The 26,781-nt window shown below is 60.5% G+C and carries 21 protein-coding genes and 1 pseudogene; 11 read left to right on the top strand and 11 right to left on the bottom strand.

Translation table 11 applies throughout. The features are described 5' to 3' along the window. The first annotated feature begins 458 nt into the window (after positions 1-458). On the top strand, positions 459-1,124 hold the full coding sequence (gene rnt, locus GWQ22_RS09500; protein WP_181364611.1) for a ribonuclease T: 666 nt from the start codon (positions 459-461) through the stop codon (positions 1,122-1,124). Positions 1,125-1,386: 262 nt separating this feature from the next. Further along, positions 1,387-2,709: a Na+/H+ antiporter family protein gene (locus GWQ22_RS09505; protein ID WP_042036704.1), complete on the top strand. Its 1,323-nt coding sequence runs from the start codon at positions 1,387-1,389 to the stop codon at positions 2,707-2,709. Between the two features lie 383 nt (positions 2,710-3,092). Here GWQ22_RS09505 and GWQ22_RS09510 read toward each other — a convergent pair whose 3' ends face one another. From GWQ22_RS09510 to GWQ22_RS09525, 4 genes are all read right to left on the bottom strand, one after another. Next, complete coding sequence (locus GWQ22_RS09510) at positions 3,093-4,973, bottom strand: DEAD/DEAH box helicase (protein ID WP_108535614.1); 1,881 nt, start codon at positions 4,971-4,973, stop codon at positions 3,093-3,095. 181 nt (positions 4,974-5,154) lie between these two features. Beyond that, positions 5,155-5,616, bottom strand: a complete 462-nt coding sequence (locus tag GWQ22_RS09515) for a hotdog fold thioesterase (RefSeq protein WP_275930139.1) — start codon at positions 5,614-5,616, stop codon at positions 5,155-5,157. Positions 5,617-5,737: 121 nt separating this feature from the next. Further along, positions 5,738-6,226, bottom strand: coding sequence for a hypothetical protein (locus tag GWQ22_RS09520; protein WP_275930140.1), 489 nt, complete (start codon positions 6,224-6,226; stop codon positions 5,738-5,740). Beyond that, on the bottom strand, positions 6,226-9,297 hold the full coding sequence (locus tag GWQ22_RS09525; protein WP_275930141.1) for an FAD-binding and (Fe-S)-binding domain-containing protein: 3,072 nt from the start codon (positions 9,295-9,297) through the stop codon (positions 6,226-6,228). Before GWQ22_RS09525 ends, GWQ22_RS09520 begins: the two co-directional genes overlap by 1 nt. Positions 9,298-9,465: 168 nt before the next feature. Between GWQ22_RS09525 and GWQ22_RS09530 the strand changes: the two genes are divergently transcribed. The 3 genes from GWQ22_RS09530 to GWQ22_RS09540 all read left to right on the top strand — a co-directional run bounded on the left by GWQ22_RS09530 (position 9,466) and on the right by GWQ22_RS09540 (position 13,555). After that, positions 9,466-10,404 carry a cation diffusion facilitator family transporter gene (locus GWQ22_RS09530; RefSeq protein ID WP_042036695.1) on the top strand — a complete coding sequence of 313 codons (939 nt, stop codon included), beginning with the start codon at positions 9,466-9,468 and terminating at the stop codon, positions 10,402-10,404. 285 nt (positions 10,405-10,689) lie between these two features. Then, positions 10,690-12,225, top strand: coding sequence for a TerC family protein (locus tag GWQ22_RS09535; protein ID WP_275930142.1), 1,536 nt, complete (start codon positions 10,690-10,692; stop codon positions 12,223-12,225). 208 nt (positions 12,226-12,433) lie between these two features. Then, complete coding sequence (locus GWQ22_RS09540; RefSeq protein ID WP_275930143.1) at positions 12,434-13,555, top strand: alkene reductase; 1,122 nt, start codon at positions 12,434-12,436, stop codon at positions 13,553-13,555. A gap of 107 nt (positions 13,556-13,662) precedes the next feature. Here GWQ22_RS09540 and GWQ22_RS09545 read toward each other — a convergent pair whose 3' ends face one another. Beyond that, a complete protein-coding gene (locus GWQ22_RS09545) occupies positions 13,663-14,682 on the bottom strand; it encodes an adenosine deaminase (protein WP_275930144.1) in 1,020 nt (339 codons plus the stop codon). A gap of 216 nt (positions 14,683-14,898) precedes the next feature. On the opposite strand from GWQ22_RS09545, the gene GWQ22_RS09550 reads away from it, so the two are divergent. The 5 genes from GWQ22_RS09550 to GWQ22_RS09570 all read left to right on the top strand — a co-directional run bounded on the left by GWQ22_RS09550 (position 14,899) and on the right by GWQ22_RS09570 (position 20,328). After that, on the top strand, positions 14,899-15,648 hold the full coding sequence (locus GWQ22_RS09550; protein ID WP_042036688.1) for an HAD-IIA family hydrolase: 750 nt from the start codon (positions 14,899-14,901) through the stop codon (positions 15,646-15,648). 54 nt (positions 15,649-15,702) lie between these two features. Then, positions 15,703-17,277 carry a cation:proton antiporter family protein gene (locus tag GWQ22_RS09555; RefSeq protein WP_275930145.1) on the top strand — a complete coding sequence of 525 codons (1,575 nt, stop codon included), beginning with the start codon at positions 15,703-15,705 and terminating at the stop codon, positions 17,275-17,277. 126 nt (positions 17,278-17,403) lie between these two features. Further along, positions 17,404-17,772: a cupin domain-containing protein gene (locus GWQ22_RS09560; RefSeq protein ID WP_042036686.1), complete on the top strand. Its 369-nt coding sequence runs from the start codon at positions 17,404-17,406 to the stop codon at positions 17,770-17,772. Between the two features lie 192 nt (positions 17,773-17,964). Next, positions 17,965-19,629: an asparagine synthase B gene (gene asnB / locus GWQ22_RS09565; protein WP_275930146.1), complete on the top strand. Its 1,665-nt coding sequence runs from the start codon at positions 17,965-17,967 to the stop codon at positions 19,627-19,629. 198 nt (positions 19,630-19,827) lie between these two features. Beyond that, positions 19,828-20,328 (top strand): thioredoxin family protein, encoded by a 501-nt coding sequence (locus tag GWQ22_RS09570; RefSeq protein ID WP_275930147.1) that lies wholly within the window; start codon positions 19,828-19,830, stop codon positions 20,326-20,328. Positions 20,329-20,430: 102 nt separating this feature from the next. Here GWQ22_RS09570 and maiA read toward each other — a convergent pair whose 3' ends face one another. The 6 genes from maiA to GWQ22_RS09600 form a co-directional block, all read right to left on the bottom strand. Then, positions 20,431-21,069, bottom strand: a complete 639-nt coding sequence (gene maiA / locus GWQ22_RS09575) for a maleylacetoacetate isomerase (protein WP_275930148.1) — start codon at positions 21,067-21,069, stop codon at positions 20,431-20,433. A gap of 73 nt (positions 21,070-21,142) precedes the next feature. Continuing rightward, a complete protein-coding gene (locus GWQ22_RS09580; RefSeq protein WP_275930149.1) occupies positions 21,143-22,141 on the bottom strand; it encodes a fumarylacetoacetate hydrolase family protein in 999 nt (332 codons plus the stop codon). A gap of 8 nt (positions 22,142-22,149) precedes the next feature. Then, positions 22,150-23,307, bottom strand: coding sequence for a homogentisate 1,2-dioxygenase (locus GWQ22_RS09585; protein ID WP_275930150.1), 1,158 nt, complete (start codon positions 23,305-23,307; stop codon positions 22,150-22,152). A 50-nt stretch (positions 23,308-23,357) separates the two neighbouring features. Continuing rightward, the gene (gene hppD / locus GWQ22_RS09590; protein WP_042036679.1) at positions 23,358-24,455 is read right to left on the bottom strand and encodes a 4-hydroxyphenylpyruvate dioxygenase; all 1,098 of its coding nucleotides are present in this window, start codon (positions 24,453-24,455) and stop codon (positions 23,358-23,360) included. Positions 24,456-24,716: 261 nt separating this feature from the next. Further along, the gene (locus tag GWQ22_RS09595) at positions 24,717-25,385 is read right to left on the bottom strand and encodes an HAD family hydrolase (protein WP_275930151.1); all 669 of its coding nucleotides are present in this window, start codon (positions 25,383-25,385) and stop codon (positions 24,717-24,719) included. Next, a complete protein-coding gene (locus GWQ22_RS09600; protein WP_275930152.1) occupies positions 25,382-26,041 on the bottom strand; it encodes a TIGR01621 family pseudouridine synthase in 660 nt (219 codons plus the stop codon). The genes GWQ22_RS09595 and GWQ22_RS09600 overlap by 4 nt, the downstream gene beginning before the upstream one ends. A 217-nt stretch (positions 26,042-26,258) precedes the next feature. Between GWQ22_RS09600 and GWQ22_RS09605 the strand changes: the two are divergent. Beyond that, positions 26,259-26,660: pseudogene (locus GWQ22_RS09605) on the top strand (ABC transporter substrate-binding protein); the annotation flags it as partial. Positions 26,661-26,781: the final 121 nt, after the last annotated feature.

Genomic DNA, 26,781 nt, shown 5'->3' on the forward strand with positions numbered 1-26,781 from the left:
GCAGGGCTCTGAGGGTAGAATTAGTCATGGCGTATCACCTCTGTTGATTGAGATTCTTCGCGGGAATCAATCAGCAGGATACGCCACCTCTTCTATCCCTCCGTACACCAGAAATGACCATAACTCCCGCTCGGCGCTGTTCTGCTGTAAGGTGTCCGAGTACAAACGATGGCCCTCGTACACCTCGCGTATGGTTATCACGGGGAGTGTATGTCGTCGGTGAGGTAGCGGTTGCACCTGCGTCGCCATCGTAAAACCGCGAAGCCAGCAATGGCAGGCAGACCACCGGCAACATCTTGTGCGCCACTCCCAGCGTCTTCATCGCGCTCCCTGACGTGGTCAATGATAAGCCCGCGTGTCGATAATAGAATCAGACACCTGTCTCATGGTTGCGGATGAGGGACAAGGGCCGGCTTTTTTGCCATAATGCCGCCTCATTTCACGCCGACCGAGATACCATGACCGACGCTGTTCACACCCTCAAGGGCCGTTTTCGTGGCTTTTACCCCGTCGTCATCGATGTTGAAACCGCCGGGTTCAATGCCAGAACCGACGCCTTGCTGGAAATCGCCGCCTATACCCTCAAGATGGATGAGGATGGCTGGCTTCTGCCCGACCAGATCTTTCATTTTCACGTCGAGCCATTCGAAGGCGCCAACCTGGAGAAGGCGGCGCTGGAGTTCACCGGCATAGATCCTTTCAATCCACTACGCGGTGCCGTCAGCGAGAGAGAAGCGCTGACCGAGATTTTCAAGGGCATTCGCAAGGGGATGAAGGAGCACGACTGTGGCCGCGCCATCATAGTGGCCCACAACGCCACCTTCGATCACGGCTTCGTGATGGCCGCCGCCGAGCGCGCCGGCCTCAAGCGCAATCCGTTCCACCCGTTTGCCACTTTCGATACCGCCGCCCTCTCCGGTCTGGCACTGGGACAAACCGTACTGGCCAAAGCGTGTCAGAGCGCCCGCATCCCATTTGACAATAAAGAGGCGCACTCCGCCCTGTATGACACAGAACGCACCACCGAGCTGTTCTGTCACATCGTCAACCGCTGGAAGAGCCTGGGTGGCTGGCCACCGGCCCATCCGGATGATGCCCCCGCCGACGACGACGCGAGCGAATAACCGGCACGAGCAATAAGCAAGAAGGCTGCCCTGGCAGCCTTCTTCTATTGGGTTGGCGAGATCAATCTGGTTTGACCAGAATAGCGAAATCAGGGCCATACAAAGCCGTTTTTCACCCCCACACCCACCTTGGCCCCCCGGGTCAGCCAGGAATGCTGCCAATAGGCATTTTGCCTGATTTTTTACTCGACATTTGTCACATTTTTCGCAAACTAACGGCCTTTCACATGACAGACAGCTACACAATCCATAAGGAAATCAAATGAATCCTGTTGTTATCGCGGTTGCGCTGATGCTGGTGCTCAGCCTGCTGCGGATCAATGTGGTGGTCTCCCTCTCCATCGGCGCCATCGTCGGCGGCCTGATCGGTGGACTCTCACTGCAGGAGACCCTCAGCACCTTTACCGGTGGTCTGGGTGGCGGCGCCGAAATCGCCCTCTCCTATGCCATGCTGGGGGCCTTTGCGGTCGCCATCTCCCGCTCAGGGATCACCGACCTGCTGGCCCGCAAGGTGATCAGCCAGTTGGGCAAGGATGCCAGCAGCTCTCGCATCCTCTGGGTCAAGAGCCTGCTGCTCACCTCAGTGTTGGCGGTCTCCATCTCCTCCCAGAACCTGATCCCGGTCCACATCGCCTTCATTCCTATTCTGATCCCGCCGCTGCTGCACGTCATGGCCCAGATGCAGATCGACCGCCGTCAGGTGGCCTGCGTCATCACCTTCGGCCTGACTGCGACCTATATGCTGTTGCCGGTCGGTTTTGGCGGCATCTTCCTCAATAACATCCTGGCCAAGAACCTGATCGACAACGGCGTGCCGGTCGAGCACGGCCAGCTGCCACTGGCGATGGCCATTCCGGTACTGGGCATGTTCATCGGTCTCTTGATCGCTGTCTTCATCAGCTACCGCAAGCCACGCCAGTATGACATGGGCAAGATCCTGGCCGCCGAACCCGAATCCGTCGAGCTCAACCTCAACCACATCTGGGTGGCCCTGCTGGCCATCGGCGTGGCCCTGGGGCTGCAGTTGATGACCAACAGCATAGTGCTGGGGGCGCTGGCCGGTTTTGTCATCTTCACCTGCGGAGGGGTCATCAAGTTTCGCGAGAGTCAGGACGCCTTCACCCAAGGCGTGCGCATGATGTCCCTCATCGGCTTCATCATGATTTCGGCCGCCGGCTTCGCCGCCGTGATGAAGGCGACCCACGGGGTGGAGAGCCTGGTGCAGTCCGTCTCCGCGGTGATCGGGGATCAAAAGGGCCTCGCCGCCTTCCTGATGCTGCTGGTTGGCCTCTTGATCACCATAGGAATAGGCTCCTCTTTCTCCACCGTGCCCATCATAGCCACCATCTATGTGCCGCTGTGCATCCACCTCGGCTTCTCGCCCATGGCCATCATAGCCCTGGTCGGTACGGCCGGCGCACTGGGGGATGCGGGCTCCCCCGCCTCCGACTCGACGCTCGGCCCCACCTCCGGCCTCAACGCCGACGGCCAGCACGACCATATCTGGGACAGCGTGGTGCCCACCTTCATCCACTACAACATCCCGCTCATCCTCTTCGGCTGGATTGCCGCCATGGTGCTCTGAGCCACCGGACAAGATAGATGCAGACACGCAAAAGGCGACCTCAGGGTCGCCTTTTTGTTGTCCATCATGTGCGACCCGTCCTCCAGCCTGGGATTGACGCGGGTATCCTGCTGGCAGGCGCTAGCTTGGATCGGGATAATAATCATATGCCCTGGCCTGGGTGTCACAGCCGTCAGCTGCTTGCCCCAACACTGGCGTTACAGACTGGAGGACAGAGGCAGAGGCAGAGGCAGAGGCAGAGGCAGAGGCAGAGGCAATATGCTGGCTCTCCCTGGCGAACACCATCCCGGCCGCTTGAACGGGGCCAGTCCCCCTGGCCAGCCACATGACAGGCAACAAAAAGGCCGCTCGATGAGCGGCCTTTTTATCAAGACTATCAGGACTTAGCTGTCGCGGCGCTTGTTGCCACCGAACTTGCGATCCTTGTTGAAGCCACCTTCACGGCGCTCCCCGCTCTTGTTGAACGGGCGGTCACCGCTGGGGCGACGGTCCTTGTTGAAGGGACGATCGCTACGCGGAGGACGGGGGGCGGTGTTGCTGCCAGCCGGCACTTCGGTATAGCGGGTGATCATCAGCGGACGCTGACAAACACGGGCTTTCTTGATCACTTCCAGTACATCAGCGGTCATGCCTTTCGGCAGATCGACGGTGGAGAAGTCATCGGCGATGTCGATGTTACCGATGAAACGGCTCTCGATGTTCGCTTCGTTGGCGATGGCGCCCACGATCTGGCCCGGCTTGACGCCGTGATGGGCACCCACGTCTACGCGGTAACGCTCCATCTCTACGTCAGGATTGTCTTTCAGCGGACGCGGCTCGAGGGACGGCATGCGACGGGCAGGACGATCGCCACGGTCGGCAAAGTCACGACCACCGTCACGGCGTTCGAAGTCACGGCCACCACGATCGTTGCTCGGGTTGAACTGCGGCTCAGGGATGGAATCATCCAGGAGCAGCGGTTGGTCACCCTGCACCAGCTTGGCCAATGCGGCAGCCAGCTCCAGCGGATCGGCAGAATCTTCTTCGATCAGCTCATTCACCAGGTTGTGGTAGATCTCAAGCTCTTCGCCCATCATGGTTTCCCGGATGCGCTCTTTGAACTTGGTCATGCGGTGCTGGTTGATGTCCTCGGTGCTCGGCATCTTCATCGGCTCGATGGCCTGACGAGTAGCGTGCTCGATGGCGCGCAGCATGCGGCGTTCACGGGGAGCAACAAACAGGATGGCCTCACCCTTGCGACCTGCACGGCCGGTACGACCGATACGGTGTACGTAGGATTCGGTATCGTACGGAATGTCGTAGTTCACCACGTGAGTGATGCGCTCAACGTCCAGACCACGGGCGACAACGTCGGTGGCGATCAGAATGTCCAGCTGGCCTTGACGCAGCTTGTCGACGGTACGCTCACGCAGCTTCTGCGGGATGTCACCGTGCAGCGCTTCACAGGCGTGACCACGGGCAGCCAGTTTGCCAGCCAGCTCTTCGGCAGCGTTCTTGGTGCGCACGAAGACCAGTACGGCTTCGTACGGCTCGACTTCCAGCAGACGGGTCATGGCGTCCAGCTTGTGCAGACCGGTTACCTGCCAGTAGCGCTGGCGGATGGTCGGTGCAGTGGACGTCTTGGTGATGATCTTGATCTCTTTCGGCTGCTTCAGATGCTTCTGGGCAACACGACGGATCTGGTCCGGCATGGTGGCAGAGAAGAGCGCAACCTGACGAGTGCTCGGGCACTGCTCCATGATCCAGTCCACGTCGTCGATGAAGCCCATACGCAGCATTTCATCGGCTTCGTCCAGTACCAGGGCTTTCAGGCCGGAGAGGTCCAGGTTCTTGCGACGGATCAGGTCCATCACACGGCCAGGGGTACCGACGACAACCTGAGCACCACGACGCAGGGCGCGGGTCTGGGTTTCGTAAGAGGAACCACCGTAGATGGGCAGGACATGGAAGTCCGGCATGTGCTTGGCGTAACGTTGGCACGCCTCGGCAACCTGCAGCGCCAGTTCACGGGTCGGTGCCAGCACCAAAACCTGGGTATTGCGGTTACCAGCTTCCAGACGAGACAACAGAGGCAAGGCAAAAGCAGCGGTCTTCCCTGTACCGGTTTGCGCCTGCCCCAGCAGATCGTGTCCCGCCATCAGGTGGGGAATTGCTGCGGCCTGGATCGGTGACGGGCGCTCATAGCCCACGTCCTGCAGCGCTTTCAATACAGGCGCGGCCAGTCCAAGCTCACTAAAAAGGGGCAGTTGTTCGGTATCAGACATAGATTCTTCCAGATTAAGGCAGGCGGCTAAGCACCGCGGAATAGCAAAAAGGCGGCGATTATAGCGCCACTTTGTTCTGCTGTCTTGAAAAATGTGATAAGCCTCTCAAGACGTTGGCAATTATAGAGGGATCTTGCGACTATGGCTTGCTTATTTTGCACGCATGGTGCGTTATTGCAGATCACTCCTCGCTGGAGTCCTTGCCCCGCTTGTGTTTGAGCACTGCCATGGTCAATCGACTGGTACACAATAAACGCCCACGTTCGTCCCGCATTTCAATCTGCCACACCTGGGTCGTTGCCCCCAGATGCAGTGGCGAGCAACGCCCTGTCACCACCCCTTCCCGCTTGGCCCGCAAGTGGTTGGCATTCACCTCCAGTCCCACGCAGTAGCTGTCCGGTCCGACCGCCATATTGGCAGCCAGCGACCCCAACGTCTCCGCCAGCACCACGGACGCGCCGCCATGGAGCATGCCAAGGGGCTGATGAGTGCGGTGATCCACCGGCATGGTGGCCGCCAGCCAGTCGGGGCCAAAGGCCGTGTAGACGATGCCCAAGTGGGCCATCAGGGTGTTGTGGGAGCTGGCATTGAGCCCCTCCAGGCTCATGGGCTTGCGCCAGATAGCGCTGTTTTCTTGACTCATGACGAGCAGACTCCTTATGTGATCAACGGGTTATACACGAGCAATGTCGGCGAAAAAAGTCAGAAAGAAAGATGCCCCGATCAGGGGGCATCTTGCCAAGCCAAGCCCTGATGCCGGACTCTCACCAGGGATAGGTCACGCCGGGCCATTCGGCCCAAGGCAGATCGCGCCCCGGCAGCCAAGGCTCGGACCAGTGCCACACCTTGCCAAGCCATACCCGCAGCTCGGCTTCCAGTTCAGCATCGGTGAGGGATGCCTCGGCCACCTTCCAGAAGAAGAGCTCCACCGCCACCTCCGGCAGGACCGAGGGGTAGAGATAGACCCCGCCCCAAAATTGCGGCTCCCGATCCGGGCTCCAGAGGCCATAGGCAAAGGAGCGCTTGGCCAGAAACTCGGACCGCTGCCACTCCAGATCCCCCTCGTGCTGGCTCAGACTGAACTGGGCAGAAGGCCAGACGTCATCCGGGCGAAACAGCTGATGGAGCTGCTCGCGCTCGCGCAACATAGCCACAAACTCCACCACCGCCTGAGCGGAGGTGGCTGGCAACAGCAAGAAACGCGGGTGCCGAAAAGCTTGCGGCACCCGAAACCGTTTCGGCAACGTCAGCATCAGAGCAGTCCCAGCAGGGCCTGCAGCGGATGCTTCAGTTTCTCCCCCTCCATCCGCTTGACCTGGCTACGGCACGAGTAACCGGTGGCCAGGCAGCGATCTTTGGGCAAACGCGAGAGCGGCTCTGCCCAGCTAAGCCCATAGATCCCCTTGGAATTGTCCACCTGTTTGGCGTCGTGGCCATAGGTGCCGGCCATGCCGCAGCAGCCCACAGAGACAGGCTGCAAGCTGGCCCCAAAACGCTGGAACAAGGTGCCCCAGTCGCCGTGAGTCGACGGCTTGGCGGTCTTCTCTGTGCAGTGGGCAAACAGATACCAGGGCTCGTCTGCCTGACGATCTCCTTGCTCCTTGGTCGCCGTCTTGGGCTCAGGCGCCGGCAGTGAGAGCAGCCACTCCTGAGGCAACAGTACCTGGAAGTCGCCACGGGCCGAGCCAAGGGCCTTGGCGTACTCGTCGCGATAACAGAGCACCAGAGAAGGATCCACTCCCACCATGGGGATACCCAGCGCGGCTATCTTGTTGAGGAACTGGGCGCTGTTGGCCGCGGTGCGGGCAAAGGCGCGCAGGAACCCCTTCACGTGCTGGGGCTTGCCGTTGGGCTTGAATGGCAGCAGATAAGGTTGCAGCCCAAGCTTGCTGGCGAGTTTCACCAGGTCACGCACCACGGGGGCGTCGTAATAACTGGTGAAGGGATCCTGCACTATGAGCACCACGTGGGCACGCTGCTCGGGGCTCATGGCCTCAAGGCCCGGCAGGTCGAAATAGCGCGCCTTGTTATCGTGCAGGGATTCGGCCAGGGTGGGCACGGAGAGCAGGGGCACATCCACCATGCCGATGCTCTTCTCGGTCGCCTTCTGGGCCCACTCTTTCTCCAGGAAGAAGTTGACCAGTTTCGGCGCCCGGGCCAGCAGTGGCGCATAGCTCTCGACGGTGCCGACGAAGTAATCCTTGGGGCCACGCAGATAGCGGCTGTGGTAGAGCTGCATGAAGCGGGCACGGAAGGTGGGCACATCCACCTTGATGGGGCACTGGCTGGTGCAGGCCTTGCACGCCAGGCACCCCTCCATCGCCTCCATCACCTCGTGGGAGAAGTCATACTGGCCGCGGGCGCGGGCCAGGGTGTTGCGAAACTTGTCGACAATGCTCTTGAAGCGCAGACCGCCGCTTTGCAGCGCCACCTCCTCGGCCAGCGGATCGAAGCCCTGCTCTGCCAGCTGACGCAGCCATTCGCGCATCAGGCCCGCCCGCCCCTTGGGGGAGTGGCGGCGATCACGGCTGATCTTGACCGAGGGGCACATGGGGGAGTCGGTCTCGAAGGTGAAGCAGAGGCCATTGCCGTTACAATCCATGGCGCGGGTGTAGCTTTCCCGCACCGCAATCGGGATCTGGCGGTCGAACTTGCCGCGCTTGGGCCCGTCCACTGACACAAGCGGCGCCCCGCTACCATAAGGCATGCAGATCTTGCCCGGGTTAATGCGGTTGTCGGGGTCGAAGGCCCCCTTGACCCGCTGCAACTCTTCCCACAGCTCGCCAAAAAAAGCGGGGCTGTATTCTGAGCGAAAGCCCTTGCCGTGCTCCCCCCACATCAGGCCGCCATATTTGGCGGTGAGCGCCACCACCTGATCCGAGATGCGCCGAAGCAACACCTCCTGCTCCGGGTCGCACAAGTCTAATGCAGGCCGCACGTGCAGCACGCCAGCATCGACGTGACCGAACATACCGTAGTCGAGGCCATGGGCATCCAGCAGGGCGCGAAACTCCATGATGAAATCCGCCAAGGATTCCGGCGGCACGGCGGTGTCTTCGGTGAAGGCCACTGGCTTCTTGCGCCCCTCGGCGTTGCCAAGCAGCCCTACCGACTTCTTGCGCATGGCGTAGATAGTCTCGATGCTCGGCAGGTGACTGCACACCTGATAGCCGATAATGCCCGCCTCCTCTTTCGCCAGCAGCCCATCGATGCGGCGGCACAGCTCGGTCACCTTGGCCTGATGCTCCTGCTCGTCGGTATCGGCAAACTCGACGATATTGAGCCCTTGCAGATCCTTGCCGGGCACGTCCTCAATGAAGGCCTTGACCGAATGCCAGATGATGTCGGCACGGGCCAGCCCCAGCACCCGGGAGTCCACCGTCTCCACCGACAGGGCCTGCGCCTCAACCATAAAGGGGGCGTTGCGCAGAGCCGACGGAAAGCTGTCGTACTTGACGTTGACCAGGGTGCGGTAGCGCGGTATGAGGGTGATGTTGAGTTTGGCTTCGGTGATAAAGCCAAGCGATCCTTCCGAGCCGCACAGCACCCGGCTCACATCCAGGGTGTCGCTGTCGGGCTGATAGAGATGCTTGAGATCGTAACCGGTCAGAAAGCGGTTGAGCTTGGGGAAGGTCGCCTCTATGTCGGCGCGGCGCTCGCGGCCGATGCGATAGAGGGTGCGATAGATCTCCCCCTCGCGACTCTCGAGCGCCAGCTTGTCTTCAAGACGGGAACCATTGACCGGCTCTGTGGCCATGATGTCGCCATTCTCCAGCACGGCTTTCAAGCCCAGCACATGATCCGAGGTCTTGCCGTATACGAGCGACCCCTGCCCGGAGGCATCAGTGTTGACCATGCCCCCAAGAGTGGCGCGATTGGAGGTGGAGAGATCCGGCGAGAAGAAGTAACCGTGGGGTTTGAGATAGGCGTTGAGCTGGTCTTTCACCACACCGGCCTGGGCGCGCACCCAGCCCTCTTCCAGATTAATTTCCATGATCTGGTTCATATGGCGCGAGAGATCGACGATAATGCCGCCGCCCAAGGATTGACCATTGGTGCCGGTTCCGCCGCCACGAGGGAAGAAACTCAAGGCAGCAAACATAGGCTCCCGGGCCAGCTTGAGCATCACCGCAATGTCATCCGCGCTGCGCGGATAGAGCACCGCCTGAGGTACTACCTGATAGACGCTGTTATCCGTCGCCATCGCCAACCGGCTTGCATAAGATTTTTCGATATCACCACGAAATGCTCGGAGCTCTAGCAACTCAAGAAACTGCAGGGTTGCGGGTGACAAACTGTCCTGGTAATCGAGTCTCGGGATCATGAATCCTTGTTCCCATCCTTTGCTTGATGCCGGCACGCCGGCGACAACGACTGGCCAGCCGCCTCTTTGGGGCGCACAGGCCAGTCCGCTCACATGTGAGCGGGCAGTATATCAGCTAGAAAACCGCTTGCACTTGGCTATATTCACCATTTGAAAGGAGGAATTTATATGGCTCATCACAGCTATATGCTCAGTAAAGTCATTAATAAGTTCATTACCACTGAAAAGCAGGCGTTAACCCTGTCCCTATTCTGTAGTATTTTTTTTGCCATTTTCGGTATCGGCTATGGCCTGCTGGTCGGCTCCAATGCCATCATGCTCGACGGCTTTTTTAGCTTATTCAGTATGGGTATGACGGGCCTGGGTCTGGTGACCGCCTACCTCGTTACCCGCCCCGATGATGACCGTTTCCAGTATGGCTACGCCCACTTTGAACCCATCACCAATTTCATTAACGGCACCATTATTCTACTGCTCTGTCTGGCCGCACTCTATAGCGGCATAACGACCCTGTTATCTGGTGGCCGTGAGATTAGCCTTGGTCACGCTTTGATCGCGTCAACCATCGCTACTGTCTTGTGCTCTCTGATGTATTTTATAGAAGTGGAGTTAGCAAAACAGTTCAACTCGGAACTGGTGCGAGTCGATTCCCAAGAGTGGCTGGTTGATACTATTTTAAGTACCACCCTGCTGGTGGGTTTTCTGGTGGCGATGGGATTGAGTGCTATCGGCTACGATCAATTCAACCACTATATCGACCCCGCCCTGGTCTCACTGCTGGCCGTGTGTGCCGCTATCGTTCCCATCAAAGTGCTTGGTCACAGTCTGCGAGAAGTGCTGAAGATCGCCCCCGAGGGGTATATTCCAGAGCTCATCGATCAGGAGATAGAGGCGTTGGGCCAGCGCCACGGCATCCGGTGTTACAGCCATCTGGCCAAAAGCGGCCGCCGTTTCGATCTCGAAATCAACATTCTGGTGCCGATAGGACAGGAGTGGCCTGTGGCGCGTCAGGATGCCCTGCGTCATGAGCTCTGGTCTCGCATCGGCGATGCCTTGGGGGATGCCTGGCTCTCGGTCTGCTTCACCCACGAAGAACGCTGGTTGTAAATAGCCGAACGGGAGGCGCAGCCTGGCCGCCTCCTCGCCATTATCACATCTTCATAACAGCCCCTTGCCAAACTGCCGCCAGCCGTTATTATCAGGGCTCATTCTTAACCCGAGGTTTTATTGCCCATCATGGACAATCCCCGAAGTTACCCTTCGTTTCTCCCTGTCAAAATGTATCTGTTATTGCTCCACCAGCGCCTCTGAAAACACCCACGCCTCGTGCTCCACGGCCATTTTTCGCCGTCACTGACACCCGCTCTGTCTGTTTTTTATTGAGGTCATTACATGGAATTGCTGCTGGATCCCCACATCTGGATTGGTCTGTTTACCCTGATCATTCTGGAAATCGTGCTGGGGATCGACAATCTGGTCTTCATCGCCATCCTGGTGAAAAAACTGCCCCCCGCCCAGCGGGACAAGGCGCGCATCATAGGCCTGTCGCTGGCCCTGCTGATGCGTCTGGGCCTGCTGAGCGTGATGTCATGGCTGGTGACCCTGACCACCCCCCTTCTTCAGCTCGGCGAACTGGTCTTCTCCGGTCGGGATCTCATCCTGATGGGCGGTGGCCTGTTCCTGCTGTTCAAGGCCACCACAGAGCTGCATGAGCGGCTGGAGGCCAACCCGGGGTCCGGTGGCCACAGCGGTGTCTACGCCAGTTTTGGCGTTGTGGTGGCCCAGATCCTGGTGCTGGACGCCGTCTTCTCGCTGGATTCCATCATCACGGCGGTAGGCATGGTGGAACATCTCGGCGTCATGATGGCCGCCGTGACCATCGCCATGCTGGTGATGGTCCTCGCCTCCAAGCCCCTGACCCAGTTCGTCAACGCCCACCCGACCGTGGTGGTGCTCTGCCTGAGCTTCCTGTTGATGATCGGTTTTAGCCTGGTGGCGGAAGGGTTTGGCTTCCACATTCCCAAGGGCTACCTCTACGCGGCCATCGGCTTCTCGGTGCTGATCGAGTTCTTCAACCAGCTTTCCCAGCGCAGCGCCCTGCGCCACGAGGCCAAGCAGCCCCTGCGCGAGCGCACCACGGCAGCCATCTTCAAGCTGATGGGCAGCAAGACGTATCAGAACAGGCCTGACGATGATCTGGATGCCCCTGCCGCCGCCCCGGTGAGCTTTGGCGAGGAGGAGCGCTACATGGTGACCGGTGTCTTGTCGCTGGCCGAGCGATCCATCCGCACCATCATGACTCCCCGCTCCGACATGGCCTGGATCGACGTCAACGACTCGCCTGCGGAAATCCGCGCTGTGTTGCAACGGGAGCCCCACAGCCTGTTCCCGGTCTGTGACGGTGATCTGGACGAGGTCATAGGTGTACTCAAGGCGCGGGATCTGCTGTTTGCCCTCAACGAAGGGCAACCCTTAAGCGAACTGGCCAAGCAGAACGACCCCATCATAGTGCCGCAGAGCATCAACGTGATCCGGCTGCTGGCAGAGCTGCGTCAGGCCAAAGGGAGCCTGATCCTGGTCTCCGACGAGTTTGGCGTCATCCAGGGGCTGGTCACCACCCACGATCTGCTGGAGGCCATCGTCGGCGAACTGCCGGACGAGGACGAGACCCCGGACATGGTGCGTGATGGCGAAGGCTGGCTCATCAATGGCAGCACCAACATCCACCATGTGGAGCAGGTGCTGGAGCACGAGGGGCTGGTGAGCGAGAGCGACGAGTACGTGACCCTGGCGGGCATGCTGCTCTCTCACTTCGGCTCCTTGCCCACCCCTGGCCAGCAGCTGCAACTGCAGCAACTCTGCTTCGAGGTGGTCGAGGTGAGCGAGCGCCGGATCGAGCGGGTACGGGTCATGCTGCTGGGGGCCTGAGCCCGGCCGCGTCAACAAAGAGGGCCGCTTCGGCCCTCTTTGCTTATTCCGTCTCCTTCAGATGCCCGCGGGCAAGCCAGCGAGCGCCATTCTGGCCCTGTGCCGATGGATTGATGCCATCACTGCAATTCTTTTCTGCAATTACCCCTCTTTTTCACAACAAGCTGCAGGGATAGAGTGGCCTCACTCCCACCATGAGGCACTCACGATGAGCCACGATCACCTGTTCTGCCCGCTGCGCCTGGGCCAGTTACACCTTAACAACCGTATCGTCATGCCCCCCATGACCCGCTCCCGCGCCAGCCAGCCCGGTGATGTGGCCAATGCCATGATGGCCACCTACTACGCCCAGCGCGCCGAGGCGGGCCTCATCATCAGCGAAGGCACCCAAATCGACCCCATGGGCAAGGGCTATGCCTGGACCCCGGGGATCCACAGCGCCGAGCAAGTGGCTGGCTGGCAGCTGGTGACCGATGCCGTCCATGCCAAGGGGGGCACCATCTTCGCCCAGCTCTGGCACGTGGGCCGGGTCACTCATCCCGACAACCTGGGCGGCGCCCAGCCCATCTCCTCATCGGCCATCAAGGCCGTGGGCGTCAAGGTGTTCGTCGATAACGGCAGCGATGCACCCGGCTTTGTGGAGACGGTCACCCCGCGTGCCATGACCCAGAGCGATATCGACGAGGTGATCGGCCAGTTCCGTCAGGCGGCCCGCAACGCCATCCGCGCCGGTTTTGACGGCATAGAGCTGCACGCCGCCAACGGTTATCTCATCAACCAGTTTCTCGATTCCGAATCCAATGCCCGCACCGACAACTACGGCGGCTCGCTGGAAAATCGCCTGCGCTTCTTGAAAGAGGTGACAGAGGCGGTCTGCGCCGAGATCGGGGCCGACCGCGTCGGCGTGCGCCTCGCGCCGCTCACCACCCTCAACGGCACCGTCGATGCCAACCCACAGCAGACCTATCTGGCCGCCGCCCGCTTGCTGGGAGAACTGGATGTGACCTACCTGCACATCGCCGAGGCGGACTGGGACGATGCCCCCTTGATGCCGGAGAACTTCAAACAGGGGCTGCGGGACGCCTTCCCCAACACCCTCATCTATGCGGGCAAGTACGATGGCAAGCGGGCACGGGCCGCCCTCCAGGCCGGTTGGGCCGACATGATTGGCTTTGGTCGCCCCTTCGTCGCCAACCCGGACCTGCCGAACCGGCTGCGCCACGGCTATCCGCTGGCGTCTCACGATCCGGCCACCCTGTTCGGTGGTGGCGAGCCGGGACTGATCGACTATCCGATCTATCAAGAGGCCACCGAGCCGCAATCAACCTGAGACCGGTTAGCGGCCCATTCAGGCACCCAGCCCATCAACACACAGCAGGCCCGCCATCACTGGCGGGCCTGCTGTGTTGTGTCGCCGATGCCGCCGACTGCACAAGACTAGTAGAGGGCGACCCCGTGACAGGCAGCGTAGATCCTGATCTCCCGGGTGAGCAGTGCCTTGTCCGCCAGGCTCAGCCAGCTCGCCTCGACGGCATTGAGCGACAAGCGGCAGAGCTGATTCATGCTGGCGCCAAGGTCATGGGCCAGGGCGTGGAAGTTGGCCGCCATGTAACCGCCAAAGTAGGCGGGATCGTCGGAATTGATGGTGACGCAGAGCCCCTGCTCCAGCAGGGTAAGCACGTTGTGATGGGCCATGCGGTCAAACACCTTGAGCCGGGTGTTGGAGAGGGGACAAACGGTGAGCGGCAGCCGGGTATCGGCCAGATAGCGCAGCAGTGCAGGATCGTCTGCCGCACGCACCCCGTGATCGATGCGTCGCACCTGCAGTTCATGGATGGCCTGCCAGATGTAGTCGGCGGGCCCCTCTTCCCCCGCATGGGCCACCACCGGCAGTCCCAGCGCTCTGGCGCGGGCAAAGACCCGGGCAAACTTGGTGGGCGGATTGCCCTTCTCCCCCGAGTCGAGGCCGATGCCATGAATGCGGGCGAGGAAGGGCTCGGCCTCTGCCAGCGTGGCGAACGCCTCCTCCTCGCTCAGATGGCGCAAGAAGCTCATGATGAGACGCCAGCTGATGCCAAACTCCCGCTCCCCGGTCTGCAACGCCCGCTCGATGCCGCACAGCACAGTCGCAAAGGGGATACCGCGGGCGGTGTGGGTCTGCGGGTCGAAGAAGATCTCCACATGCACCACCTTGTCGGCGACGCAGCGCTCAAGATAGGCCCAGGTGAGGTCGAAGAAGTCCTGCTCGGTGATGAGCACGCTGGCACCACGGTAGTAGAGGTCAAGAAAGGATTGCAGGCAGTCAAAGTCGTAGGCGGCGCGCACGCTGGTGACATCGGGCCAGGGCAGGACCACCCCGTTGCGTTTGGCCAGGGCAAACATCAGCTCAGGCTCGAGCGTCCCTTCGATATGCAGGTGCAACTCCAGCTTGGGCAAACCGGCAATAAAGTTATCCATGATGACGGCTCCATCAACGCACAGACCACGGGATCTGCCACTCGCAGAGCGGATCCCTCCCCTCTTCTGTTCATTGTGCACCTATCTCTGTTTGTGGGGGAGACTTGTCATCAAACAGACTTATAATGGCGTCACAAAAACAACATAACTAATTGAAGATATTAAGCGTTGGCAACCGTCATAGCCCCGCTCTTGCGCCCTATACAAGGAGTTCCCATGAAGAAAAGCGTCATCTGTGATATCGACGGTGTCATATTGCACAACAACGACCTCATTCCCGGTGCTGACCGTTTCGTCCAGCGCCTGCTGGAGCAGGGCAGCAAGCTCCTGTTCCTCACCAACTACCCGGCCCAGACCCAGAAAGATCTGCAAAACCGCTTCCGCTCCGCCGGGATCGAGGTGCCGGAGGAGTGCTTCTATACCTCCGCCATGGGCACCGCCGATTTTCTCAAACGCCAGGATGGCAAGAAGGCCTATGTGATTGGCGAGGGGGCACTGACCCACGAGCTCTACAAGGCCGGTTTCACCATCACCGACATAGACCCCGACTTCGTGGTGGTGGGCGAGACCCGCAACTACAACTGGACCATGATGCAGCTGGGTGCCAAGTTCGTGGATCAGGGGGCCCGCTTTATCGCCACCAACCCGGATACCCACGGTCCCATGATGCATCCGGCCTGCGGCGCCCTTTGCGCCCCCATCGAGCGGATGACCGGCAAGAAGCCGTTTTATGTCGGCAAACCGAGCGCCTGGATCATACGGGCGGCGCTCAACCGGATGGAGGCTCACTCCGATGACACCGTCATCATAGGCGACAACCTGCGCACCGATATTCTGGCGGGCTTCCAGGCCGGTCTCGAAACCGTGCTGGTGCTCTCCGGGGTGAGCAAGGTGGCGGATATCGACCGCATGCCATTTCGACCGAACCATATTTTCGACTCCGTGGTCGACATCGATATCGTCTAATCGCTACCCAAGAGTTAAACAGGGCGGGACGCTCCTGCCCTTGCTGGACCTGTTATGGAACCCATTCTGATCGCCGTGGCCTTTGGCTGCGGCATGGTAGTCAATCTGATTGGCTTGCCCCCCCTGCTCGGCTTTCTGGCCGCCGGTTTTATCCTCAACGGCATGGGTTATCACAATACCCCCGCCCTGAGCGAGGTGGCCGATCTCGGCGTCACCCTGCTGCTATTCACCATCGGTCTCAAGCTAAATATCAAGACCCTGATGCGGCGGGATGTGTGGGGTACCACCAGTCTGCATCTGCTGCTCTCCACCCTGCTCTTCACCGTGGTCCTGCTGGTCTGCAAGGGGCTGGGGCTCCACCTCGCCCTGTCGCTGGACTGGAAGCTGGCATTGCTGCTGGGCTTTGCCCTCTCCTTCTCCAGCACCGTCTTTGCGGTCAAGGTGCTGGAGGATCGCAGCGACATGAATGCCCTCTACGCCCGGCTCGCCATCGGGGTGCTGATCATGCAGGATGTGTTCGCGGTGGCCCTTCTGACGCTTTCCAGCGGCAAGTGGCCCAGCATCTGGGCGCTCTGGGTGCTGGGATTGCCACTGCTGCGCCCCCTGCTGTTCAAACTCCTGGAGCGGACCGGTCACGGCGAGTTGCAGGTACTGTTCGGCGTCTTTCTGGCGCTTGTGGTGGGGGCGGCCGGCTTTGAAGTGGTCGGGCTCAAACCGGATCTGGGGGCACTGATCATCGGCATGCTGCTCGCCTCCCATCCGGCGGCAGCGGGGCTTGCCAAGGCGCTCTTTAACCTCAAAGACCTCTTCCTCGTCTGCTTCTTCCTCACCATCGGTCTCAACGGCCTGCCGACCCACGACACCATGTTGCTGGCGCTGGCGCTGGTGCTGGCCCTGCCGCTGAAAAGCGCCCTCTACTATCTGGTCTTCAGCGGCGCCCACCTGCGGGTGCGTACCGCCCTGCTCTCCACCCTAGCGCTCACCAACTTCTCGGAATTTGGTCTGATCGTCGCGGCCATTGTCGCCAAGGCGGGCTGGATCTCCCACGAGTGGCTGGTGGCGGTCTCGCTGGCGCTGGCGGCGAGCTTTATGATCTCGGTGCCGCTCAACAGTCAGAGCGAGCGGATCTACCACAGACTCGGCGGCTGGCTGCGCCGGATCCAGGCCAACACCCTGCACCCGGAGGAGAGGCCCATCGAACTCGGCGATGCCGAGGTGATCATCCTTGGCATGGGGCGCATCGGCCAAGGGGCCTACTTCGAGCTGGAGAACAAATATGGCAACGTCATCCTCGGGGTCGAGAACGACAGCGAGAAGCTGCCCACCCTGCGCGCCCAGGGAATAAACGTCATTGAGGGCGACGCCACCGATACCGACTTCTGGGACAAGGTGCTGCTCTCCCATCAGGTCAACCTGGTGCTGCTGGCGATGCCCCACCACTCGGGCAACCTCTACGCCATCAAGAAGCTGCGCAGCCACGGATTCAACGGCAAGATCGCCGCCATCGTCCGCTTCGAGGATGATATTGCCTCCCTGCAGGAGCAGGGGGTGGATGCGGTGTTCAACGTCTACGACGAGGCAGGCAGCGGCTTCGCCCGCCATGTGATCCACCGCTTGCAGCCGCTCTGACCCTTAGCGTTGCGGCGCTTGGCAAGGGGAGACGCATCGTTTAAGTTATGCTCAACCTCGTTTAATAAAACGAACAAGCGCGGGGCCAGGATGGCCCCGCTTTTATATCCTTGCCAAGGAGGCACCATGAAGACCCTCAACGACTGGATCCTGCTCGACCGCCACGAGGCGGCCCCTGCCCCGCTGATGCCCGCCCCCGAGCGTATTAAAGGGGGCAACCCGGCGCAAACGGTCTGGAATCACTACTCGGATCCGAGCCAGCAGTTTCACGTGGGTTTTTGGGCCTGCGAGCCCGGCCGCTGGGCCATCCACTACACAGAGCACGAGTATTGCCAACTGCTGGAAGGGGATGTGGTGATCCACGACAGTCAGGGCGGCCAGCTTGCCCTGAAACCCGGGGATCAGTTCGTTATTCCGGCAGGCTTTGTCGGGCAGTGGGAGACTCTCACCCCCTGCCGCAAGCTCTATGTGATCTTCGAGCCCGCCACCGCTTGACGTGCACGTCAAGCTTCCCCTCAGCACCCGCTGCTTGATGCCCCGTCGACTTGACGTTGGCGGCATGATTTTCTGCGGTTTTCCCGCTTGCAAAAGGTTTTTGCGCTAGGCATTGTGATTGACGAGGAATGTAAATGGAATTTCGAGCCCGTTCGTGGGGGGCTCCTATAAAAATCAAGAGGATTACCGCCAATGTGTTCTATTTTCGGCATTCTGGACATCAAATCCGATGCAGCAGCCTTGCGCAAATCGGCGCTGGAGATGTCCAAGCGATTGCGTCACCGCGGTCCTGACTGGTCCGGTGTCTACAGCTCCGACAAAGCCATTCTGGTGCACGAGCGCCTGGCCATCGTCGATCCGGGCAATGGCGCCCAACCGCTCTACAACCCGGAGCGCACTCACGTATTGGCCGTCAACGGCGAGATCTACAACCACAAGGAGCTCGAAAAGAACCTCAAGGGCGACTTCCAGTTTCAGACCCACTCCGACTGTGAGGTGCTGCTGGCGCTCTACAAGGAGAAGGGCCCCGCCTTTTTGGACGATCTCAACGGCATCTTCGCCTTTATCCTCTATGACGCCGAACAGGATGCCTACCTGATTGGTCGTGACCACATGGGGATCATCCCCCTCTATACCGGTCGCGATGAACACGGCAACTTCTATGTCGCCTCCGAGATGAAAGCGCTGGTGCCGGTCTGCAAGAGCGTTGAAACCTTCCCGCCGGGACACTACCTCTGGAGCAAGGATGGCGAACTCAAACAGTGGTACAAACGCGACTGGATGGAGTACGGCGCGGTCGAGCACAAGGTCAGCGACAAGGCCGAGCTGAAAGCCGCGCTGGAAGCGGCAGTCAGACGCCAGCTGATGTGTGACGTGCCCTATGGCGTGCTGCTCTCCGGCGGGCTGGATTCGTCCGTCATCTCCGCCATCACCAAGATCTACGCCGCCCGCCGGGTGGAAGACGATGGCAAGAGCGAGGCCTGGTGGCCGCAGCTGCACTCCTTCGCCGTGGGGCTGGAAGGCTCACCGGATCTCGCCGCCGCCCGCAAGGTGGCCGATCATCTGGGCACCATCCACCACCAGATCCACTTCACCGTGCAAGAGGGTCTGGATGCCCTGCGGGATGTCATCTATCACCTCGAGACCTATGACGTCACCACCATCCGCGCCTCCACCCCCATGTACCTGATGGCCCGTTACATCAAGGCGATGGGGATCAAGATGGTGCTCTCGGGCGAGGGCTCCGACGAGCTGTTTGGCGGTTATCTCTACTTCCACAAGGCGCCCAACGCCCGCGAGTTCCACGAAGAGAACGTGCGCAAGCTCGCCTCCCTGCACCTCTATGACTGCCTGCGCGCCAACAAGTCGATGGCCGCCTGGGGCGTGGAAGGCCGCGTGCCCTTCCTCGACAAGGAGTTCATGGATGTGGCGATGCGCTTGCAACCTGCCGACAAGATGTGTGGCAACGGCAAGATCGAGAAGCATATTCTGCGCGAAGCCTTCGAGGAGCTGCTGCCCCATGAAGTGGCATGGCGCCAGAAGGAGCAGTTCTCCGATGGCGTGGGCTATTCGTGGATTGACAGCCTGAAAGCCATGGTCGAGACCGAAGTGACGGATCAGATGTTCGAGGCGGCGGCATTCCGCTTCCCCGTCAACACCCCGCTCACCAAGGAGGCCTATTTTTATCGCGCCATCTTCGACGAGCACTTCCCGCTGGAATCTGCCGCCCGTACCGTGCCCTACGGCAAGTCGGTCGCCTGCTCTACTCCCACCGCCTTGGAGTGGGATGCCAAGTTCAAGGAGATGGCCGACCCGTCCGGTCGCGCCGTGATGGACGTCCACCAGCAGAGCTACTGATCGGCTGACGGATATCCTGGCCAACCAGCCAATAACAAAGCCCCTCACGAGGGGCTTTGCTTTTTGGTTCCCCTGCGCTTCCTCCCCCGGCTTTTCCGCATCCTGTCTATGGAATCCCACTCTTGTGGCTTGGCGGCGGGGCTCGCTCGTGTCACATTGTTGCGGCTTGGAAGCAACGAACAACACAAGGAGAAAAGGATGAAGCGACTGCTATTGCCACTGCTGCTTGGCACGGCCCTGTTCCATGGCGTGGCGTACAGCGCCCACCCTCTCTGGACCAGCACACTGCCCGATTACAGTCAGGGGTATGACGAGCAGCGGGATCCTGCGCAGGATCTGGCCGCCGCCACCGCCAAGGCGCAGGGTGAGGGCAAGAAGGTGTTACTGCTGGTGGGCGGAGAATGGTGCAGCTGGTGCCAAGAGATGAACCACTTCCTGGACCGGGAGCCAACCCTTGCCAGTCAGTTCAACCAGACCTTCGTGGTGGTCAAGGTGAACGTCAGCAAGGCGAACAACAACGCCTCCTTCCTGACACACTACCCCGAGTACCTGGGGGTCCCCCACTTCTACGTGCTGGATGCCAAGGGCAAGCTGCTGGAATCGGTCAATACCGGACTGCTGGAGAAGGGAAAGAGCTACGACGAGGCGAAATTCGGCAAGTTTATCGCCTTCTTCCGGTCACCTTCAGTAGAGGGTTAGGTGGCTCACCTGGCCCATGACACAATCGCCCTGCACGGTTGGAAACACCCGTACGGGGCGATGGGCTTGCAATGTCATTCGTGAGGATGGGTCAAACCGGGCTCAGGGCTGCGCATCCGGCTGGTTGGCAGGGGCCGCCTTGATAAAAGCCTGCAACTGTTCGCAGTTGGCGACGATACGGGCGATGGTGGGGTACTCATCCAGGGTCATGTCGTAGCGGCGGGCGTTGTAGACCTGGGGTACCAGCATGCAGTCCGCCAGGGTCACCTCATTGCCAACGCAATAGACGCCAGCCGTGGTCATCAACAACTGTTCGAGGGCGGTGAAGGTCTCGTCAATCCAGTGACGATACCAGGTATCACGCTGCGCCTTGCCCAGCCCCAGCTCCTGCTCCAGATAGTTGAGCACCCGCAGGTTGTCGAGCGGGTGCGTGTCGCAGGCGATCATGTTGACTATCTGGCGCACCCTGGCTCGCGCCTGGGCGGCCGAGGGCATCAGGGGATAGGCGGGGTAGGTTTCGTCGAGGTACTCCATGATGGCAACCGACTGACCGAACTGCACATCCCCGTCGATGAGAAAGGGCACCAGCCCCTGGGGGTTGATGCGAGAATAGGCTTTCTCGCGCTGCTCGCCCTGCCGCAGGTTGACTGGGTGATGCTCGTAATCGAGCCCCTTGAGCTGCATCACGATCCGCACCCGATAGCTTGCCGATGAACGCCAATATCCAAACAACTGCAACATAATCTGTCCCTGTGTTGGCAGGTGCAAGGGCACCTGCCGTTCACCAGTCGGCCTTGCGCCCACACTGGCTCCTTCACGTCATCTGGTTGACATCCTGTTGCGTGACTTTTTGCAAAATGGTGCCAAACAGACTCATCCCATTGCGATCCTGCATCGCGATGGACACTGTATCACCAAAGCGCATAAAGGGTGTAGTGGCTTGACCTGACTCGATAATTTCCAACATGCGCAGTTCGGCGAGGCAGGAGGATCCGGCACTGCGGTCATAGTTGGAGACGGTCCCCGAGCCTATGATGCAGCCCGCACCGAGTGGCCGGGTTTTGGCGGCGTGGGCGACCAGCTCATAGAAGTTGAATGTCATGTCCACCCCGGCATTGGGCGCACCGAACAGGACACCATTGAGATGGGTTTCCAGCGGCAGATGCACCTTGCCTTCCTGCCAGTCGCTGCCCAGCTCATCGGGGGTGATGGCCACCGGCGAGAAGGCACTGGAGGGTTTGGACTGGAAGAAGCCAAAGCCCTTGGCAAGCTCGCCGGGGATGAGGTTGCGCAGACTCACGTCGTTCACCAGCATCAGCAGCTTGACGTGGGCGGCCGCCGCCTCCGGGCTCGTCCCCATGGGCACATCGTCGGTGATGATGGCCACCTCCGACTCGAAATCGATACCCCAGGCCTCCGAGCCCATGACGATAGGGGCACGGGGGGCCAGGAAGCAATCCGAGCCGCCCTGGTAGATCAGGGGGTCATGCCAGAAGCTCTCGGGCATCTCGGCGCCGCGCGCCTTGCGCACCAGCTCCACATGGTTGACATAGGCGCTGCCGTCGGCCCACTGGTAGGCGCGGGGCAAGGGCGAGAGGCACTCACTCTCATCAAACGGGAAGGCATCGGCACAGGTGCCATCGTTGAGGGTCTGATAGACGGCGGCAAGGCGGGGGGCGGTTTGCGCCCACTCATCCAGCGCCCCTTGCAGGGTGGTGGCGATGGACGCCACTCGCACCGCACGGGTCAAGTCACGGCTGACGACGACCAGGGCGCCATCGCGCTTGCCATTGTTCAAGGTTGCAAGTTTCATAAAAATCCTTATTTGCCGGTGGCAGTCATGAGGTCCGGACGACGCCAACTGCTGACGTAACGCGGGTTTTCTATCCCCTCGCACAGGCTGCCAACATTGAGCGCATCGCGGGTATCCAGCATCACCGCCACCTCGTCGGTGAATTTCTTGGCATAGGCCTGCCCCGCCGCAAACGCCTTGGGATGGGGGCCGTGGGTAAAGCCGGCAGGATGGAAGGTGACCATGCCACGCTCGATATTGTCCCGGCTGAAGAAATCCCCGGCGTGGTAGAAGAGCACCTCGTCGTAGTCGTCATTGCTGTGATAGAAGGGCACCTTGAGGGCGCCGGGATCGCTCTCTATGGGGCGCGGCACGAAGGTGCAGATCACAAACCGGCTCGCCACAAAGGTGGAGTGGGCCGAGGGTGGCAAGTGGTAGCGGTGGCTCATCAGCGGACGAATGTCGCGCCAGTTGAGGCGGACCACGCACAAGTCCCCGTGCCAGCCCAGCGCATCCAGCGGATTGAAGGGCCAGGTGATAACCGACACCTTATCGTGGCGCTTGACCTGCAGTGACCAGGGATTTTCATCCTGCTGGGCTAAAAAGGCCTCATTGATGGCGGGCACATCCAGCGCCGCCGGATCGAAGATGGCGTGATTGCCCACCAGCCCCTTGTCCGGCAGCTGATAACTGTCGTTGGTCGCCTCTATCATCAGGATGAACATGGGCGAGCTGGGTTCGATGCGCCACATGGTGCCACGGGGGATCACCACATAGTCGCCATCCCGCAGGGTCAGGTGGCCGTAATCGCAGAAGAAGTCACCGCCCCCCTCGTGGATAAACAGCAGCTCGTCGCCGTCGGCGTTGCGCACCAGAAACGGCATCTTTTGTGCCAGCCGCCACATCCGATAGCGGCAGTGAGGATTGCTGAGGATATCCGGCATCACCCAGGGGGAGAGAGAATTGACCTCCTCGTCAAGGGCATTAAGGTCGAACAGCCGTGGCCGCAGCGGCCCCTCCCAGTTGCTCCAGTCGGTGGGGGCGTGCTTGTGGTGCATGTGGGTGGCGGGGCCGAAGAAACCGGCCCGCCCCAGTTCACGCTCGTAGATGGCCTGCTCGGGCAGATCGGCATGAGCCTGCCGGGAGTGGGTCCCCTCCCGATGGGGAAAGCTTATCCAGTTACGCATCGCCAAGTACCTCGCATGAATGTGGCTGGGCTCGATGAAGCCGGGTCCCGTTACGCATCATTGAGTACCCCGCGGCGGATCTGATCCAGTTCAATGGATTCGAACAGTGCCTGGAAGTTGCCCTCGCCAAACCCTTCATTGCCCTTGCGCTGGATGATTTCGAAGAACACGGGGCCGATGACGGTGTCGGTGAAGATCTGCAACAGGATGCCATCTTTCGTCGGTGAACCGTCGATCAGGATCCGCAGCGCTTTCAGCGCCTCCAGATCTTCCTGATGGCCCTCGACCCGGCTGTTGACCTTCTCGTAGTAGGTATCCGGCGTCGGCATAAAACCGGTACCACGGCCACGCAGGGTGCGTATGGTCTGGTAGATGTCGCTGGAGGCCAGGGCTATGTGCTGGATCCCCTCCCCCTTGTACTGGCGCAGGTACTCCTCGATCTGGGACTTGTCATCGGAGGATTCGTTGATGGGGATGCGAATTTTGCCGCAGGGGGCCGTCATTGCACGAGAATGCAGGCCAGTCAGCTTGCCTTCGATGTCGAAATAGCGAATTTCCCGGAAGTTGCCGATCCGCTCATAGAAGTTGGACCAGACATCCATGTTGCCGCGCTGGACGTTGTGGGTCAGGTGATCGATCTCGTAAAGCCCTGCGTCCACCTCGGCCATGCGCGCCTGCCAATCGGGGTAGAAGACAAAATCCACGTCATAGATGGAACCCTTGTCACCGTAGCGATCAACAAACGAGAGTGTGCTCTCGCCGATGCCGTAGATGGCAGGGATATTGAGCTCCATGGGCCCTATCTTGCCGACGAAGGGCTTGGAACCCTTGGCGATGGCGAACTGCTGGGCCTTGCCCGCATCCGCCACCCGAAATGCCATGCCGCAGACGCTCGGCCCGTGCAGGTTGGCGAACTGCTCCGCCTGGGAGTGGGGCTCGGCGTTGATCACGAAGTTGATGTCACCCTGACGGTAGAGCCAGCACTGCTTGTGCTTGTGCTCTGCCACCTCGGCGAACCCCAGCGAGACAAACAACGTCTTGAGGGCGGCAATGCCTTTGGCATCCGGTGCCGTGTATTCGACGAATTCGAAACCATCGGTGCCGAGGGGATTGATGGTGTGGGAACGGGAAGAGGAAATGGTCGTCATGAGGCGCTCCTTGCTGTTGGCTGATGACTGAAAGTGGTTAAAACGGGTTAACGCAGCGACGCACGGCCAGGCCGGCCACTCCGTCAATCGATCCATTGTTAACAACTTGTTTCATTAGAAGCAGGTGCGTAGCAGAAGAGAAGAGGCGGGTTCCAGATAGTTTCCCCGACTCCATCGCCAAAAAATGTAAATAGATTGTGACATTGATGCCGCAGCCTTGCGGATCGCCTCACGGCGACCCGACGGGCTGTCAGCTTTCCCTTACAGCCGCCACTGTTTGGGCACTATGTGGGGCAAGTGAGCCCGTGCTGTTTGCAGGCGCCCCGGGGTGGGATTGATGAGCCAGGCCTGTGCGCCCTGCGCTAGTAGCGGCAGATCGTGCAGGCTGTCGCTCAAGGCCAGCGTCACAGTGAGGGCGCGGATCTCGGGCAGTATCTTGTGCCGACCGTGGCAGTAAAAACGCGGTATCAGACCGCCGTAGCGGTAGTGCATCCGGGAGCCCAAGGTACGATGGGGCAGCTTGCCGGGCAGTTGCTGATAGAGCTGGCCTCGTACCAGGGCACGAGGGCTGGCGGAGATCACCCAGCAGCGCTCGTGCACGTCCGCCAGCAAGGTGCGCGCCTCGCGAAACAGGCCTGGCCGGATACGGCAATAGGCCCGCACCAGCTTGCGCCAGCCAAGGGGCGAAAGCCCCAGGGTGATGGCCCACCAGATAAGCGAAATCCCCCGCCTGCGCTGGCTGGGTACAAGGTACACCAGGCCGCCCAGCGTGATCACCGGCAGCAACAACAACGGCCAGAGGCGGCGACTCAGTATGTAACGCAGCAGGCCGGCGTGGCTGTCGCCCGGGGCCAGGGTGTCGTCAAAATCCGCCAGGATCCAGCCGCTGGCAGGCACCCGGCTCTCCGGCACCGCCTGAGCACCGCTCATTCGCTCAAGCGCGCGATGGCGGCATTGAGCTCGGGCAGGAGAAACAGCTCCCCCTCATCAGGGGGGCAGATAAAATCAAACGCCTCATCTGCCAGGGTGAAACTCAAGCGCCAGGCGTGCAGGTAGCCGCGTTCGGCCGCCGTGCCGCCATAGCGCTCATCCCCCAGAATGGGCGCCCCTATGCTTTTAAGGGCAACCCGGATCTGATGGGTCTTGCCGGTCTGGGGCTTGATGCGGTAGAGCCGCAACCCCTCGCGCACCGGCACTGAGTCAAACCAGCTGATGGCGGGGTTGTCCAGGCTGCGCGCCAGCATCCAGCTGCCACCACGCCCTTTTTGCATATCCCCCTTGACCCAGCCCTGCTTCTTCTTGGGCTTGCGATCGGAGAGGGCCAGATACTGCTTGCTCACCTGCCGATCCGCAAACGCCATGCTGAGCGCCCGGTTCGCCGCCGTGGTGCGCGCCAGCAACACCAGCCCTGAGGTCATTTTGTCGAGCCGATGGACGGGATAGAGGACAAACCCGGTGTCGGCCTTGACCCGGCTGACCAGACCCGGATTGACCAGGCCGGACTCATCGGTCTCGTCATGCATGCCAAGGCCGGGCCCCTTGTTGATCACCATGAACTCGTTGTGCTGCGCTAGTATCCGGTACATCAAAAAACCCTTTAGAATGTGCTTCATTACAAGAATATGACCCTCTCAAGGGGTCGCCCCCCATGGAACACTCAGAACAAGACTCGCATGGATGAAGAGATGCGTGCTTTGGTTGCTCCTGATGGGCATCAGTTACGCCATTCCCCTACGGGCCAGCAGAGCCCCGCCGGAACCTGTGCTGCTCCAGCTGCGCTGACCCCAGTTTGTGGGCTATCACATGGCCAGCTATGCCACAGCCGGACTGGACGCGGAGATAAGGCCGGTGGCAAGGATAAGCCTGGTGGAGGAGCGGCAAAGCGGTCGTACCGACGTTGACGTGGGCAACACAGTGCTGTTGACCTCCTCTGCCCAGGCATACCCTGACTGGCGATCGCCTGCCTCTTTCAACACTCCCCGTCCCTCTTCCTGGCCGCCGTGCCAGCGGCATTCTCACCATTGATGCCATGCGTGGCAAACGGATCATGATGTTTTCCACCCATCAGGATGCCACGTTGCGGGCAACCCTTTACTACTAACCCCAATCGAGCCCCATTCCACCCTGCTCCAGACCTTGGTCAATATCGAGGATCTCAGCAAGGGCCGGGCCGATATCTTCAACGCCTATCTCAGCAACCAGCCCTGTACACAGACAAGGGGAGCGAGCTGGCCCCCGCTAATGCCGGCCAAGGGTCCATCCCTGACTGAGGGCATCAGACGCGCTCTCACGCCACAAGGCCACCCCGCGGGGTGGCCTTGTGGCT

The organism is Aeromonas sp. 1HA1, from assembly GCF_029237385.1.
GTDB lineage: Bacteria > Pseudomonadota > Gammaproteobacteria > Enterobacterales > Aeromonadaceae > Aeromonas > Aeromonas popoffii.

Bases quoted from the DNA above. Each gene is read 5' to 3' on its own strand.
- GWQ22_RS09550 (WP_042036688.1), top strand. From the start codon at position 14,899: ATGAAGAAAAGCGTCATCTGTGATATCGACGGTGTCATATTGCACAAC.
- GWQ22_RS09560 (WP_042036686.1), top strand. From the start codon at position 17,404: ATGAAGACCCTCAACGACTGGATCCTGCTCGACCGCCACGAGGCGGCC.
- maiA (WP_275930148.1), bottom strand. From the start codon at position 21,069: ATGTTGCAGTTGTTTGGATATTGGCGTTCATCGGCAAGCTATCGGGTG.
- GWQ22_RS09585 (WP_275930150.1), bottom strand. From the start codon at position 23,307: ATGCGTAACTGGATAAGCTTTCCCCATCGGGAGGGGACCCACTCCCGG.
- hppD (WP_042036679.1), bottom strand. From the start codon at position 24,455: ATGACGACCATTTCCTCTTCCCGTTCCCACACCATCAATCCCCTCGGC.
- GWQ22_RS09520 (WP_275930140.1), bottom strand. From the start codon at position 6,226: ATGCTGACGTTGCCGAAACGGTTTCGGGTGCCGCAAGCTTTTCGGCAC.
- asnB (WP_275930146.1), top strand. From the start codon at position 17,965: ATGTGTTCTATTTTCGGCATTCTGGACATCAAATCCGATGCAGCAGCC.
- GWQ22_RS09505 (WP_042036704.1), top strand. From the start codon at position 1,387: ATGAATCCTGTTGTTATCGCGGTTGCGCTGATGCTGGTGCTCAGCCTG.
- GWQ22_RS09510 (WP_108535614.1), bottom strand. From the start codon at position 4,973: ATGTCTGATACCGAACAACTGCCCCTTTTTAGTGAGCTTGGACTGGCC.
- GWQ22_RS09530 (WP_042036695.1), top strand. From the start codon at position 9,466: ATGGCTCATCACAGCTATATGCTCAGTAAAGTCATTAATAAGTTCATT.
- GWQ22_RS09580 (WP_275930149.1), bottom strand. From the start codon at position 22,141: ATGAAACTTGCAACCTTGAACAATGGCAAGCGCGATGGCGCCCTGGTC.
- GWQ22_RS09570 (WP_275930147.1), top strand. From the start codon at position 19,828: ATGAAGCGACTGCTATTGCCACTGCTGCTTGGCACGGCCCTGTTCCAT.
- GWQ22_RS09525 (WP_275930141.1), bottom strand. From the start codon at position 9,297: ATGATCCCGAGACTCGATTACCAGGACAGTTTGTCACCCGCAACCCTG.
- GWQ22_RS09600 (WP_275930152.1), bottom strand. From the start codon at position 26,041: ATGTACCGGATACTAGCGCAGCACAACGAGTTCATGGTGATCAACAAG.
- GWQ22_RS09535 (WP_275930142.1), top strand. From the start codon at position 10,690: ATGGAATTGCTGCTGGATCCCCACATCTGGATTGGTCTGTTTACCCTG.
- GWQ22_RS09555 (WP_275930145.1), top strand. From the start codon at position 15,703: ATGGAACCCATTCTGATCGCCGTGGCCTTTGGCTGCGGCATGGTAGTC.
- rnt (WP_181364611.1), top strand. From the start codon at position 459: ATGACCGACGCTGTTCACACCCTCAAGGGCCGTTTTCGTGGCTTTTAC.
- GWQ22_RS09595 (WP_275930151.1), bottom strand. From the start codon at position 25,385: ATGAGCGGTGCTCAGGCGGTGCCGGAGAGCCGGGTGCCTGCCAGCGGC.
- GWQ22_RS09545 (WP_275930144.1), bottom strand. From the start codon at position 14,682: ATGGATAACTTTATTGCCGGTTTGCCCAAGCTGGAGTTGCACCTGCAT.
- GWQ22_RS09540 (WP_275930143.1), top strand. From the start codon at position 12,434: ATGAGCCACGATCACCTGTTCTGCCCGCTGCGCCTGGGCCAGTTACAC.
- GWQ22_RS09515 (WP_275930139.1), bottom strand. From the start codon at position 5,616: ATGAGTCAAGAAAACAGCGCTATCTGGCGCAAGCCCATGAGCCTGGAG.